This is a genomic window from Sphingomonas sanxanigenens DSM 19645 = NX02 (genome assembly GCF_000512205.2).
GTDB lineage: Bacteria > Pseudomonadota > Alphaproteobacteria > Sphingomonadales > Sphingomonadaceae > Sphingomonas_D > Sphingomonas_D sanxanigenens.
In genome coordinates this window covers 1,860,384-1,873,887 of record NZ_CP006644.1, presented here as the reverse complement: position 1 = coordinate 1,873,887, position 13,504 = coordinate 1,860,384, and the positions used below count along the sequence as shown (strand labels likewise).

Sequence of the window (13,504 nt, the reverse complement as noted above, 5' to 3'; positions counted from 1 at the left end):
TTTATCTTCAAATCGTCGAAAGACAGCGGCCGCGCGACGTCCCCCTAGAGCGGCGCGCGGCCGCAACCTTCGGCAAGAGCAACAGGGACGAGGTAAGGAGGCTGCGATGGCGCAACTGTCTCATGACTTCGACGGACGGGCTCCGCTGGTGCTGACGGTTCCGGGCCTGAGCAATTCTGGGCCAGGCCATTGGCAGACCTTGTGGGAACAATCGCGCGACGATTGCAGCCGCGTCGACCTCGGCCAATGGGATGCACCCCACCGTAACAGCTGGGTGACGAAGCTCGACCAGGCCATCCGCAATTCGCCGACCCCGGTGATCCTGGTGGCGCACAGCCTGGGATGCCATGCCGTCGCCTGGTGGGCGGCGCTCTCCGGGCAGCCCTATGGCTGGCCGGTCGCGGGCGCGCTGCTGGTCGCGCCGCCGGACGTGACGCGCGCGGGCGTCCATCCCGGCATCAAGGATTTCGCGCCGATGGCGCCGGCGATCCTGCCCTTCCCCGCGATCCTCGTGGCCAGCGAGGATGATCATTATGCGTCGATCCAGGCCTCGTTCGACATGGCCCGGCATTGGGGCTGTCATTTCGAGACTGCCGGCGCGCTCGGCCATATCAATGCCGACAGCGATATCGGCTTCTGGGCAGACGGCCAGCGCCTGCTCGATCGCGTGATGGGCGCGGCGCACCGGTCGCGCGACGGCCAGGCGGTCAGCGGCATCGAGGCGCTGCGCGGCCCCGATTCGGACCGGACGCGCTCACCCGCTGGCTGAGCGGCGCCAAGCATGGTTCGTACCGAGCGCCGGGCGGTTATCGGGCCGCCCGGCGCTTCGTGTCATTAGCCGATCTTCTGGCCGGTTTTGGCCCAGTCCGCCATGAAGCCCTGGATGCCCTTGTCGGTCAGCGGGTGGTTGAACAGCGCCTTGATGACCGCAGGCGGCGCCGTCATCACGTCTGCACCGATCCTGGCCGATTCCAGCACATGGATCGGGTGGCGCACGCTTGCGACCAGGATCTCGGTGTCGAACGCGTAATTGTCGTAGATCAGCCGGATGTCGGCGATGAGCTGCATGCCGTCGAGGCCGACATCGTCATGGCGACCGACGAAGGGCGAGATGAAGCTCGCGCCCGCTTTGGCCGCCAGCAGCGCCTGGTTGGCGGAGAAGCAGAGCGTGACGTTCACCATCGTGCCCTCGCCGCTCAACGCTTTGCAGGTCTTGAGGCCATCGATCGTCAGCGGCACCTTGATGGTGACGTTGTCGGCGATCTTCCGGAGGATCTCGGCCTCCTTCATCATCGTCTCGTGATCGAGCGCGACGACTTCCGCCGAGACCGGGCCGTCGACGATCCCGCAAATCTCCTTCACCACTTCCAGGAAGTCGCGGCCCGACTTGTGGATCAGCGACGGATTGGTGGTGACGCCATCGAGCAGGCCGGTTGCCGCGAGCTCGGCAATTTCGGCAGTGTCCGCGGTGTCGACGAAGAACTTCATGATCGTCCCCTCTGGGCTGTGCGAATCGGCGCCCTCTATAGGCGCGCGAACGCTGACGCCCAACGCTTAGCTGCGCGGCTGTGGGAACGCTACCAAGCTCAGGTTTCGCGTGGCCAACTCAAACTTTATTGAACGATAATATCGTGCACGATATATAAGCTGCATCAGCCCGCCAACGGAACCACCGGCGGGGCGAGCAAGGAGACAGACGATGAAGGTTCTCTATTCCACCGAAGCCACGGCCACCGGCGGCCGCACCGGCAGCGCCAGCACCAAGGACGGCGCGCTCGCCGTGTCGCTGGTCACCCCCAAGGAATTGGGCGGCCCGGGTGGTGAGGGCAACAACCCCGAACAGCTTTTCGCCGCGGGTTATTCGGCCTGTTTCCTCGGCGCCGTGAAATTCGTCGCGAGCCAGAAGAAGGTGAAGGTTTCGGAGGATTCCACCGTGACCGCCACCGTCGGGATCGGCGCGCGTGACGATGGCCAGGGCTTCGGCCTCGACGTGGCGCTGGCGATCAGCCTGCCCGGTATCGACCACGAGACCGCGCAGGCGATCGTCGACCAGGCGCACATCGTCTGCCCCTACAGCCACGCCACCCGTAACGGGCTGGACGTGCGCATCAGCCTGATCTGACGCGGGGCTCCCCACGCCATTTTCGGATCTTCTCCCGCTCCGGCGGGAGAAGCCTTTTATGGCGCAGCGGCCGCCGCGGCGACGCGCCAGATGGCTCCGCCCTTGTCGTCCACCACCAGCAACGCGCCATCCTTGGCGGTTGCCAGAGCACGCGGCCGGCCGTGAACCAGCACGCCGTCGGTGAAGGCGGTCAGAACCGGTTTCATGTCGCCGGCGGGGCGCCCATCGCGGAAGGGAACGAACACCACATCATAGCCGAGCAGTTGCGCCCGGTTCCACGATCCGTGGCGGGCGACGAACGCTCCCGATCGGAACGGCTGCGGCAACGACGTCCGATCGCCGAACGAGATGCCCAGCGCCGAGGCGTGCGCGCCCACGGCATAGTCGGGCGTGATCGCGCGCGCGACCAGATCCGGGCGCTGGCCTTTCAGCCGCGGATCGGGATGCTTCCCCCAATAGCTGTAGGGCCATCCATAGAAGCCGCCTTCCTGAACCGATGTGATGTAGTCGGGCACGAGATCGTCGCCCAGTTCGTCCCGTTCGTTCACCGACGTCCACAGCTTGCCCGTGACCGGTTCCAGCGCCATGCCGACCGGATTGCGGATGCCATCGGCAAAAATGCGCTCGCGCCCGGTTTGCAGATCGATGGCGAGGATCGCCGCGCGGCGCTTTTCCTTCTCCATCCCATATTCGCCGGCGTTGCTGGCCGAACCGATGGCGACGTATAGCGTCTTGCCATCGCGGCTGGACAGCAGGTTGCGGGTCCAGTGATTGTTGTAGCCGGTCGGATCGAACCGGGTGATCCAGGTCCGCGGCGCATCGTCGGCGATCCGCGTCGTCCCGATCGCATAAGGCGTCCAGAACACGCCATTGGCGTTGGCGATATACAGCTTCGCTCCGATCAGCGCCATGCCGTAGGGTTGTTGCAGCCCGGCGATAAGCACCTCGCGGACATCGGCGCGTCCATCGCCATCGCTGTCGCGCAGCAGCAGGATGCGGTTCCGGCCCTGATCGCGATAGGTCGGATCCTCGTTCTTCCGCTCGGTCCGCGCCTCGGCCACCAGGACGTCGCCATTTGGCAGCACGACGGCATTGCGCGGCGAATCCAGACCATCCGCAAACCGATTGACGGCGAGCCCCGCTGCTGCGGCCGGCCCGCCACCGTTCGGAAACGGCGTGGTGTCCGGCGTGTTGACCGCGGACTTCGTCTGATACGGCGGCGGCAATTGAGGATTGGAGCCGATACCGGGGCCGTTCTGCACCTGCGCCACGGCGGGCAGCGCGGCGAAGGAAAGAGCGAGCGCCAGTGATGGTCGACGCCAGCGACTCAGCGGGAATGCCGTTGGCAGGCGAGAATGTCCGAGTGACGGCTCTTCACGTCCCAGCATAGCGCCCCCCCAATTCACGCACCTCCACCATTTGGTTGAATGTTCCGTATTTTGGCATGGCATGCCGTTGTGATCTCGGCAATGTCAAGGACGCCTCAACGGCAGCTCAGTCAGGGGTGATACGGATTATCTGAAAAGCCGTCGGGCATCGGATCGAACACATCCTTTGCAGGGCCGGTGAGGATTAGGATCTCCGTGTCGACGCCTGTCAGGCCAGTGCGCTGGTGCAGGTCTCGGCACAGAGGGATGTTCTTCCAGCGCGTCCATCCCTAACTAGCGGCGATGGCGCGCGCGCGAGTCCTGTTGCTGAACCCGGCCCTCGGCCCCCTCGACTATCGCGTGGATCGCGAACATGCCGTCGAACCCGGCAGCATCGTGCTCGCGCCGCTCGGGCCGCGCCAGCTTGCCGGCGTGGTCTGGGAGCCCGAGAGGATGCCCTCAGACGCAGAAGTGGGCGACAATCGATTACGGCCCCTGCTCGGCGTCTATGATCTGCCGCCGCTGGGCGCGCCGCTGCGGCGGCTGATCGAGTGGACGTCCGACTATTATCTGTCGCCGCCGGCCGCTGTGCTGCGCATGGCGCTGTCCTCTGCCTCCGCGCTCGATGCCAGCCGCACCGTCACCGAATATCGCCTGACCGGTCGCGTGCCCGATCGGATGACGCCGATGCGCACTCAGGCGCTGGAGCGGATCGGCGAGCGGCAGGGGCTGGTACGCGAACTGGCGACGATCGCCGACGTTTCCGACGCTGTCATCCGCGGGCTGGTGAAGGCCGGTGCGATCGAGGCGGTCGAGGTCTCGGTTGAAGATCCCTATCCGCGCCCCGATCCGGCCTTCGCGCGCCCCACGCTGTCGGCCGAACAGGCGCAGGTTGCCGGAACCCTCGCCGGGGCGGTTTCCGCGCGCGGCTTCCAGACCTTCCTGCTCGACGGCGTCACCGGATCGGGCAAGACCGAGGTCTATTTCGAGGCGGTCGCCCGCGCGCTCGACGAGGGTGGGCAGACCCTGGTCCTGCTGCCGGAAATCGCGCTGACCGAACCCTTCCTGCGCCGCTTCGAGGGGCGCTTCGGCCACCAGCCCGTCGCCTGGCATTCGGGACTGCGCCAGTCGCAGCGGCGCCGGGCGTGGCGCGCGATCGCCAGCGGCGAGGCGAAGGTGACGGTCGGTGCGCGATCGGCGCTGTTCCTGCCCTATCGCGACCTGCGGCTGATCGTGGTCGACGAGGCGCACGAGACCAGTTTCAAGCAGGAAGACGGCGTCACCTATCATGCGCGTGACGTGGCGGTGATGCGCGGCAATTTCGAAGGCTGCCCGGTGATCCTCGCCAGTGCGACGCCGGCGATCGAGACGCGCCATCAGGTCGCCATCGGCCGCTATCGGGAACTGAAACTGCCCGATCGCTTCGGCGGCGCGACCCTGCCCGATATCGCCGCGATCGACCTGACCGCGCATCCGCCGAGCCGCCAGCACTGGATTGCGCCGCCGCTGGTCAGGGCGATGGAAGAAACGATCGCGCGCGGCGAGCAGGCCTTGCTGTTCCTCAATCGCCGCGGCTATGCGCCGCTCACCCTGTGCCGCACCTGCGGCCACCGCTTCCAATGCCCCAATTGCACCGCGTGGATGGTCGAACACCGGCTGATTCGCCGGCTGCAATGCCATCATTGCGGGCATGTGATGCCGCCGCCCGCCGAATGCCCCGAATGTCACGAGGCGGACAGCCTCGTCGCTTGCGGCCCCGGCGTGGAGCGCATCGCCGACGAGGTCGCGGAACTCTTCCCCGACGCGCGCACCGCGCTGGTCACGTCCGACACGATGTGGTCCCCGGCGAAGGCGGCCGAGTTCGTCGGGCGGATGGAAGCGCGCGAGATCGACATCGTCATCGGCACCCAGTTGATCACCAAGGGCTATCATTTCCCCGAACTCACGTTGGTGGGCGTGATCGACGCCGATCTGGGGCTGGCCGGCGGTGACCTGCGCGCGGCGGAGCGGACCTTCCAGCAGATCATGCAGGTCGCGGGCCGCGCCGGCCGCGGCGAGAAGCCCGGGCATGTCATGATCCAGACGCACGGCCCCAGCCATCCGGTGATCAAGGCGCTGGTCGCCGGCGACGCCGCTGCCTTCTACGCCGCGGAAACCGAGGCGCGGCGCGATGCCAACGCCCCGCCGTTCGGGCGCTATGCCGCGATCATCATCTCCGCCGAGGACCAGCGCCAGGCGGCCGAGACCGCGACCCTGATCGGCCGCACCGCGCCACGGATCGAAGGCATGGCGGTCTATGGCCCCGCCCCCGCGCCGATGGCGATGCTGCGCGGCCGCCACCGCCAGCGCCTGCTGGTCCACGCGGTCCGCGCACTCGACGTGCAATCGGCGATCCGCGAGTGGCTGGGCGGGCTCGAATGGCCGCGCAGCGTGCGGGTTTCGGTCGATGTGGACCCCTATAGTTTCGTTTGATCCGGCATCGCAGCGCGGATAGGCTTTCGCCATCTACGAAATGGGGGTGTTTCGTCGTGCTGCGTGTCCTGTCATTCTTGATGTTTCTGTTCCTGCCGCAAACCGCCTCTGCCGCCTGGCATGAGGCGAGCAGCGATCATTTCATCATCTATTCGAACGACAGCTCGGAGAATATTCGCAACTTTGCCGCACGCCTCGAACAATTTGACAGTGCGCTGCGGCTGGTGACATCGGCGCCGAAGATCCCGGCCAGTGCGTCGAGCCGCGTCACCATCTACATCGTCGACGATATGGGCGACATCCGGCGGCTGGCGGGTATCCGCAGCGTTGCCGGCTTCATGGAGAACCGCGCGTCGGGAAGCGTCGCCTTCGTCCCCCGCCGCGCCGATACGGGCAGATATTCGCTGAACGCGCAGACGGTCCTGCTGCACGAATACGCGCATCATTTCATGTATCAGAGTTGGGGCAACACCGTCGTGCCACTCTGGTTTTCGGAAGGGTTCGCGGAGTTCTACGCGACAGCCACGTTCGAGGACGACGGCAAGCTGGTGCTGGGCACGGCGCCGCGCTATCGCGCCTGGGGCATGCTCGACGCATCGATCCTGCCCGCCCGGACGATGCTCAAGCTCAATCCCGGCCGGCTGAGCGATGAACAGACGGCCGCGCTGTACGCCCGCGGCTGGCTGGCGATTCATTATCTGGCGATGGAGCCGGAACGCGCGAAGCTGTTGCGGACCTATCTGAACGCGATCAACAGCGGCACCGATGCAGATACGGCCAGCGCGGTATTCGGCGATTCACGCGCGTTCGACCAAGCCCTGAACCGCTACATCCGGCAGCGCAAATTGCCGGCGCTGGGCATCAAATCGGGGCTCGATCCCGGCGCGGTCGCCGTCCGGCCGCTGACGCCCGGCGAAGCCGCGACAATGGAGGTCAGCATCCGATCGACGCGCGGGGTGAGCGAGAAAACAGCCCCGCTGGTCGCGGCCGAGGCCCGCAAGGCCGCAGCCGCCTATCCCGACGATGCCGGCGCGCAGAATGTGCTGGCCGAGGCAGAATATGATGCGGGCAATCATGCAGCGGCAGAGGCCGCGGCGGATCGGGCGCTGCGCGCCGACCCAAAATCTATCCACGCGATGATCTACAAGGGGCTTTCGGCGCAGGCGCGGCTGCTCGCGAAGGCGGATACGAAGGATACGGACTGGCGGGAGGTGCGCCGTTGGTACCTCGCCGCGAACCGCATCGATCCCGAATATGCCTGGCCGCTGATCCTCTATTATCAGAGCTTCGGCGCCGCCGGCCAGCCGGTCACTGCGAACGCCGAATCCGGCCTGCTCTATGCGCATGCGCTGGCGCCGTTCGACTATGGCCTTCGGATCCTGGCGACGCGGCTGCTGATCGGGCAGCAGAAGCTTGCCGAAGCGCGAGTGGCGATCGCCCCAATCGCCTACAGTGCCGAACAGGGCGCAGCGCAGCGCGACTGGGCGATGTCGGTGATGAGGGCCCTCGACGCGATGGACGGCAAGGCAGCCCTCGCCGCGATGGACAGCACGCCTGATGACAATAAGCAGGTGCCCGCGGAGGGCGAAAAGGCGTATCGCGGCAAACGCACGCATCCAGATATTTCCTAAGGCGTGCCTCCACGATATGGGGCACGCCATGGGTCGCACATGGGGGATACAGGTGAAGCACGCGTTCATCGCCGGGCTGATGATGGTCGTCGCGCTGCTGGCCGGGCCCCTGCACGCGCAAAGCCGCGACATCAGCGCGGCCGAGCGCAGCGTGGTGCGCGTCGTGGTGGTCGCGACCGACGGCAACGACTATTTCTATCGCGGCCATGGCAGCGGTTTCGCGGTCGGGCCGCGGCAGATCGTCACCAACCTCCATGTCGTCGAACAAGCGCTCGACGATCCCGAGATGCTGATCTTCGTTGTGCCCTATGACGGCAAGGAAGGCTTCGTCGGCAAGGTTGCCACCTATTCTCAGCGCGTCGATCTCGCGCTGGTCGACCTGGATGGCGGACAGCTGGCGCCCGGCACGATCGCGACATTGCCGCCCGAAGGTTCGGAACCGGTCTATGCGATCGGCTATCCCAGCAATGTCGACCGCGCGGAAGGCCGCAACGCCGATGACCTGATCCGCCCGACCGCGCCGGTGCGCACGCAGGGCCTGATCTCGCAAGGACGCAGCAGCAAGGATTATGACACCATCCTGCACACCGCTGCGATCGCGCGCGGCAGCAGCGGCGGGCCGCTGCTCGACGAGTGCGGCCGCATCGTCGGGGTCAATTCCTATCTGAGCGCATCCGACGGCGTCGATGCCGAGTTCGGTTTCGCCGCCAGCGGCCGCGAACTGACCGCGTTCCTCAAGGGCGCCCAAGTCGAGGCGCGCACGACGCCGGTGCGCTGCCTCTCCGCCGCGGAACAGGCCGAACTCGAACGTCGCGCAGCCGCAAGCGATGCGAGCGACGCCGAGGCGCAGCGCCGCATGGCCGAGGACGCCAAGGCTGCGCGCGCCGCCGAACGCGAACGCATCGAGCGCGAAATCGCAACCGAGCGCGAGAACGCCATCGCGGTCGCGGCTGTGCTCCTCGCGCTCGGCGTGCTGGCGCTGGCCGGCGGCGGTCTCGCGCTCAGCCAGCAGCGCCGCAACCCGGGCATCGGCGCGATCGTCGTCAGCATGCTGCTGCTCGCGGGCGCACTGCTCATCTTCCTCAACCGGCCCAAGTTCGACGAGGTCGACGATCGCATGCCGCCGGAAAAGAAGGTTGTTGCCGAGGGCTATGATGCGATCGGCAAGAATATCTGCCGTGTGGTCAGCGATCGCAGCCGCATCACCGTTTCCGCCACCGATGACCTGCCGTTCGAGTGGACCGCCACCGGCTGCGTCAACGGCAAGACCCAATATGGCGAGATCGCGAGCGGCATCTGGAGTCGAGCGCTGGTTCCAGAGAACGACGCCACGGTCACCGTGCAGAGCTTCGAGCCCGCCAAAGGCCGTTTCCGCTCGGACCGTTACCTGCTGAACGCCGCCGACATGGAATCGGTGCGTGAGATTCGCCGCCGCTATGATCAGACGGGTTGCACCACCGATCCGGAGGTGCTGCGAACGGTGGCGGAAATGCAGGCGGCAATCCGCACGTCGTTGCCGCCGCAGGCGAACGAGAGCCTGGTCTATCAATGTGGAAAGCTCGTCGCGCCCTGACATCCGGCCTTGCCCGGCGCGACGACGGGCGATAGCCCTGCGGACTGACGGGAGCGAAGTCATGCGCTTGATCCGACTGATTTTTGCCCTGCTGGCCACGGCAAGTGTGCCCGCCCGCGCCGATTGGCAGCGTGTCGATACCGAGCATTTCACCGTCTATGCCGATACCCGTCCGGACAAGGCGCGGGACTATGCGCTGGAGCTTGAGCGCTTCGACATGCTGGCGCGCCACGTGTTCGCGTTGGGAGATCGCGAACCTGGCATGAAGCTGACGGTGTTCGCGCTGGATACCGACGGCCAGGTGCGTGCCGTGTTCGGCGACAATTCGGGCAATGTCGGCGGCTTCTATGTGCCCGCCGCGGGCGGCGCGCTGGCGGTGGTGCCCCGCGCCACCGGTTCGATCCAGACCGGCGAGATCGTGCTGCGCCACGAATATGCGCATCATCTGATGATGCAGTATTTTCCCTCGACCTACCCGATCTGGTATGTCGAGGGCTTCGCGGACTTCCTTTCCACCGCAAGCTTCGACAAGCAGGATTTCGCGAGCCTGGGCACACCGCCGGCCGCACGCTGGATGGCCGCGCGCAACGGCCCGCAAATGCCGCTCGAACGACTGCTGACCGCCAATCGCGGGACGCTGAAGGGGCCGCAGACCAGCGCACTCTACGCCGAAGGCTGGATGCTGACGCATTACCTGTCGGTCAGCGGCGAACGCCCCGGCCAATTGTCGCGCTATCTCGATCTGCTTGCCGGAGGACGGCCCAATCGCGATGCCGCCACAGAGGCGTTCGGGCCGCTGGACCAGCTGCAGAACGACTATGATCGCTACCGGGAGCAATCGCGGCTCAACTATTTCCACATCGCGCAGCCCTTCGTCTATCGGGGCGCCGCGACGGTGACGGCGCTCGATGCCGCAGGCCAGCAGACGATCCGCGAGCGCATCGCGCTGATGCGTGGCGTACCCCGCGAACGCCGGCTTGCCCTTGCGACCGAGCTCGAACGGGCGGCGGCGCAGTTTCCAGACAACGCCGAGACTTTCGCGATGCTCGCGCAGGCGCGGCTGCTGCTGGGCGAGCACGACGCTGCCAAGGCCGCGGCGGACAAGGCACTCGCGCTCGATCCCGATCTGGGCCGCGCCGCGCTTTGGCGCGCGCTGGCCGAGGCCGCACGGCTGCAGAAGGCGGGCAACCGCGACACCGAGGCGTGGAAGGCGGCACGCGCCGACATCATCCGCGCCAACCGCGCGGCGCCCAACGATCCGCTGCCGCTCTACGAGAATTTCCGCATCTATACCCGGCTCGGCCTGGAACCGTCGGCAACCGCGAAACAGGGCCTCGCGCGCGCTTATCAACTGCTGCCGCAGCATGTCGGCGTGCGCTTCACCTACGCGCGGCTGCTGGCGCGCGCGAGCAAGCCCGACGCCGCAATCACCTTGCTCCAGCCGCTCGCGAACAATCCGCATGGCGGAAACGCCTCCGAGGATGCGGCGCGGATGATCGAGGCGCTGCGCGCGCGCCAGCCGGTACCCGATCCCCCTTCCGAAACCCCGGGCGCCGATGAGGATTGATCATCATGCACGTCGCGATCTTCGGCACGAAACCCTATGATCGTCAGTTCCTGACCGCCGCAAATGCCGCGCACAGCCATGACCTGACGTTCTTCGAACCACGGCTCGACTCCGCCACGGCCACGCTCGCCGACGGATTTCCGGCGGTCTGCGCCTTCGTCAACGACCGCCTCGACGCGGACGTGCTCGCGCGGTTGGCGCGAGGCGGCACCAAGCTGGTCGCGTTGCGCTGCGCCGGCTTCAACAATGTCGATCTGCGGACCGCCGAGCGACTGGATATCGCGGTTGCGCGCGTGCCCGCTTACTCGCCGCATGCGGTTTCGGAATTCACCATCGCACTGCTGCTCGCGCTGGACCGCCACATCCCCCGCGCCTGGGCACGGGTACGCGACAATAATTTCGCGCTGGACGGGCTGATCGGGCGCAATCTTCACGGCCGCACCGCCGGGGTGATCGGCACCGGCCGGATCGGCGCGCTGGTCGCCCGCACGCTGCGGCTCGGTTTCGGCTGCCGCGTGCTCGCGGCGGACGTCGTCGAGGATCCGGAGCTCGTGGCGATCGGCGTCGCGTATCGCTCGCCCGCCGAGGTGATCGGCGCGGCCGAGATCCTCACATTGCACTGCCCGCTGACCCCAGAGACGCACCACATCGTCGACGCCGAGGCAATCGCGCGGGCAAAGCCCGGGCTGATTCTCGTCAACACCAGCCGCGGCGCGCTGATCGACACGGCCGCGCTGATCGACGGGCTCAAGAGCGGCCGCATCGGCGGCGTCGCGCTCGACGTTTATGAGCAGGAGGCTGACCTGTTCTTCGAGGATCTTTCCAACGAGATCGTCCAGGACGATGTGTTCCAGCGGCTGCTGACCTTTCCCAATGTGCTGATCACCGGGCACCAGGCATTTCTGACCGAGGAGGCGCTGCAGGCGATTGCGGCGACGACCCTCGAAAACGTCAGTGATTTCGCGGCGGGCCGGGTGCTGAGGAATGCGGTCGGCACGGCGATGCTGCGGGCGTAGCGGGCATTCCCCTCCCGCTTGCGGGAGGGGAATTTCCTTACTGGTCGATATCCCGCCGGAACGTCTCCGGCAGGAAGATGAGCCCGATCACGACCGTCGCCGCGGCAATCACCACCGGATACCAGAGGCCATAATAGATATCCCCGGTCGCCGCGACCATCGCGAAGGCGGTGGTCGGCAGGAAACCGCCGAACCAGCCATTGCCGATATGATAGGGCAGCGACATCGCGGTGTAGCGGATGCGGCTGGGGAAGAGTTCGACCAGCATCGCCGCGATCGGGCCGTAGACCATCGTCACCAGCATCGCGAGCGCCCAGAGCACAGCGATCGCCTTCACCCGGTCGATCTGCGCCGGGTCGGCGGCGGGCGGGTAGCCGACCGCCGCCAGCGCCTCCCCCAGCCGTGTCTGGAAATCGGCGATCGCCGCCCTGCGCGCCTCGGGAGAGAGGCCCGCCGGCGTGGGCACCGTGAACGGGGTCGTCCCCACCCGCACCGTCGCCGGTTCGCCCGCGGGCGCCGGCTGGTTGGCATAGCTGATGCCGGTCTTCGCCATGAAGGCCTTGGCGATGTCGCAGCTCGAGCCTTCGAACTTGTTCTTGCCGACCGGATCGAACTGGAAAGCACATTCATCGGCATTGGCGACGATGGTGACGGGCGCCAATGCCTGCGCCCGCGCCAGCGCCGGGTTGACGGCGTCGGTCAGTGCGCCGAACAGCGGGAAATAGGCAAGCGCCGCCAGCGCGCAGCCGGTGAGGATGATCGGCTTGCGGCCGATCTTGTCCGACAGCCAGCCGAACAGCACGAAGAAGGGCGTCGCCAGCGCCAGCGCGACCGCGACGAGGATGTTGGCGGTGGCGCCATCCAGACGCAGCGTCTTTTCGAGGAAGAACAGGGCGTAGAACTGGCCCGCGTACCAGACCACCGCCTGCCCCGCGACCGCGCCGAACAGCGCGATCAGCACCCAGCGCAGGTTGCGCCACTGGCCGAACGCCTCGGTGAGCGGCGCCTTGGACGTGGTGCCCTCATCCTTCATCTTCTGGAAAACCGGGCTTTCGTTGAGCTGCAGCCGAATCCACATCGAAACGCCGAGCAGCAGGATCGACACGAGGAAAGGCAGACGCCAGCCCCAGGCCGCGAACGCCTCCTCCCCCACCGCGAAGCGGAAGCCGATCACCACCAGCAGCGCCGCGAACAGGCCGAAGGTGGCGGTGGTCTGGATCCAGCTCGTGTAGAGACCCCGCTTGTTGTTGGGTGCATGCTCGGCGACGTAGGTCGCGGCACCGCCATATTCACCGCCCAGCGCCAGCCCCTGCGCCAACCGCATGATCACCAGGATGATCGGCGCGGCGACGCCGATCGTTCCGTAAGCCGGCAACAGGCCGACCGCGAAGGTGGAAAGCCCCATGATCGCCATGGTCACGAGGAATGTGTTCTTGCGCCCGACCAGATCGCCGATCCGCCCGAACACCAGCGCACCGAACGGCCGCACCGCGAAGCCTGCGGCAAACGCGGCGAGTGCGAAGATGAAGGCGGTGGTCTCGTCGACGCCTGAAAAGAACTGCGCGGAGATGTGGGTGGCGAGGAGGCCGTAGAGGTAGAAATCATACCATTCGAACACGGTGCCCAACGACGAGGCGGCGATGACCAGTTTCTCGTTTTGCGTCGCGGCATGATGGCGCGGCTCGCCATCCTTGTTCGCCAGGCTTTCGTCGACAGTCGCCACGCATCTCTCCTCTGTGCCCTGGCCCATCGGTCA

Annotated in this window: 10 protein-coding genes; 7 read left to right on the top strand and 3 right to left on the bottom strand. The window is 66.6% G+C overall.

The annotated features are described in order from the left end of the window. Positions 1 to 106 precede the first annotated feature (106 nt). On the top strand, positions 107 to 769 hold the full coding sequence (locus tag NX02_RS08580; RefSeq protein WP_025291787.1) for an RBBP9/YdeN family alpha/beta hydrolase: 663 nt from the start codon (positions 107 to 109) through the stop codon (positions 767 to 769). A gap of 65 nt (positions 770 to 834) precedes the next feature. Here the strand turns inward: NX02_RS08580 and fsa are convergent, their stop codons facing one another. Continuing rightward, positions 835 to 1,488, bottom strand: a complete 654-nt coding sequence (gene fsa / locus NX02_RS08575) for a fructose-6-phosphate aldolase (RefSeq protein ID WP_025291786.1) — start codon at positions 1,486 to 1,488, stop codon at positions 835 to 837. A gap of 211 nt (positions 1,489 to 1,699) precedes the next feature. Here fsa and NX02_RS08570 point away from each other — a divergent pair, with 211 nt between their 5' ends. After that, the gene (locus tag NX02_RS08570; protein WP_025291785.1) at positions 1,700 to 2,122 is read left to right on the top strand and encodes an organic hydroperoxide resistance protein; all 423 of its coding nucleotides are present in this window, start codon (positions 1,700 to 1,702) and stop codon (positions 2,120 to 2,122) included. A 56-nt stretch (positions 2,123 to 2,178) separates the two neighbouring features. On the opposite strand, the gene NX02_RS08565 is transcribed toward NX02_RS08570, so the two are convergent. Beyond that, positions 2,179 to 3,510 (bottom strand): PQQ-dependent sugar dehydrogenase, encoded by a 1,332-nt coding sequence (locus NX02_RS08565; protein WP_084717652.1) that lies wholly within the window; start codon positions 3,508 to 3,510, stop codon positions 2,179 to 2,181. Positions 3,511 to 3,792: 282 nt separating this feature from the next. Between NX02_RS08565 and NX02_RS08560 the strand changes: the two genes are divergently transcribed. The 5 genes from NX02_RS08560 (at position 3,793) to NX02_RS08540 (ending at position 11,748) form a co-directional block, all read left to right on the top strand. Continuing rightward, positions 3,793 to 5,961, top strand: a complete 2,169-nt coding sequence (locus NX02_RS08560) for a primosomal protein N' (protein ID WP_025291783.1) — start codon at positions 3,793 to 3,795, stop codon at positions 5,959 to 5,961. 80 nt (positions 5,962 to 6,041) lie between these two features. Next, on the top strand, positions 6,042 to 7,592 hold the full coding sequence (locus NX02_RS08555; protein ID WP_025291782.1) for a M1 aminopeptidase family protein: 1,551 nt from the start codon (positions 6,042 to 6,044) through the stop codon (positions 7,590 to 7,592). A gap of 52 nt (positions 7,593 to 7,644) precedes the next feature. Next, a complete protein-coding gene (locus NX02_RS08550; RefSeq protein ID WP_025291781.1) occupies positions 7,645 to 9,165 on the top strand; it encodes a S1 family peptidase in 1,521 nt (506 codons plus the stop codon). 61 nt (positions 9,166 to 9,226) lie between these two features. Beyond that, the gene (locus tag NX02_RS08545) at positions 9,227 to 10,732 is read left to right on the top strand and encodes a hypothetical protein (protein WP_025291780.1); all 1,506 of its coding nucleotides are present in this window, start codon (positions 9,227 to 9,229) and stop codon (positions 10,730 to 10,732) included. A gap of 5 nt (positions 10,733 to 10,737) precedes the next feature. After that, the gene (locus NX02_RS08540) at positions 10,738 to 11,748 is read left to right on the top strand and encodes a 2-hydroxyacid dehydrogenase (protein WP_025291779.1); all 1,011 of its coding nucleotides are present in this window, start codon (positions 10,738 to 10,740) and stop codon (positions 11,746 to 11,748) included. Positions 11,749 to 11,785: 37 nt separating this feature from the next. On the opposite strand, the gene NX02_RS08535 is transcribed toward NX02_RS08540, so the two are convergent. Beyond that, complete coding sequence (locus NX02_RS08535; RefSeq protein WP_245648805.1) at positions 11,786 to 13,471, bottom strand: MFS transporter; 1,686 nt, start codon at positions 13,469 to 13,471, stop codon at positions 11,786 to 11,788. Positions 13,472 to 13,504: the final 33 nt, after the last annotated feature.

Bases quoted from the DNA above. Each gene is read 5' to 3' on its own strand.
- NX02_RS08580 (WP_025291787.1), top strand. From the start codon at position 107: ATGGCGCAACTGTCTCATGACTTCGACGGACGGGCTCCGCTGGTGCTG.
- fsa (WP_025291786.1), bottom strand. From the start codon at position 1,488: ATGAAGTTCTTCGTCGACACCGCGGACACTGCCGAAATTGCCGAGCTC.
- NX02_RS08570 (WP_025291785.1), top strand. From the start codon at position 1,700: ATGAAGGTTCTCTATTCCACCGAAGCCACGGCCACCGGCGGCCGCACC.
- NX02_RS08565 (WP_084717652.1), bottom strand. From the start codon at position 3,510: ATGCTGGGACGTGAAGAGCCGTCACTCGGACATTCTCGCCTGCCAACG.
- NX02_RS08560 (WP_025291783.1), top strand. From the start codon at position 3,793: ATGGCGCGCGCGCGAGTCCTGTTGCTGAACCCGGCCCTCGGCCCCCTC.
- NX02_RS08555 (WP_025291782.1), top strand. From the start codon at position 6,042: ATGTTTCTGTTCCTGCCGCAAACCGCCTCTGCCGCCTGGCATGAGGCG.
- NX02_RS08545 (WP_025291780.1), top strand. From the start codon at position 9,227: ATGCGCTTGATCCGACTGATTTTTGCCCTGCTGGCCACGGCAAGTGTG.
- NX02_RS08540 (WP_025291779.1), top strand. From the start codon at position 10,738: ATGCACGTCGCGATCTTCGGCACGAAACCCTATGATCGTCAGTTCCTG.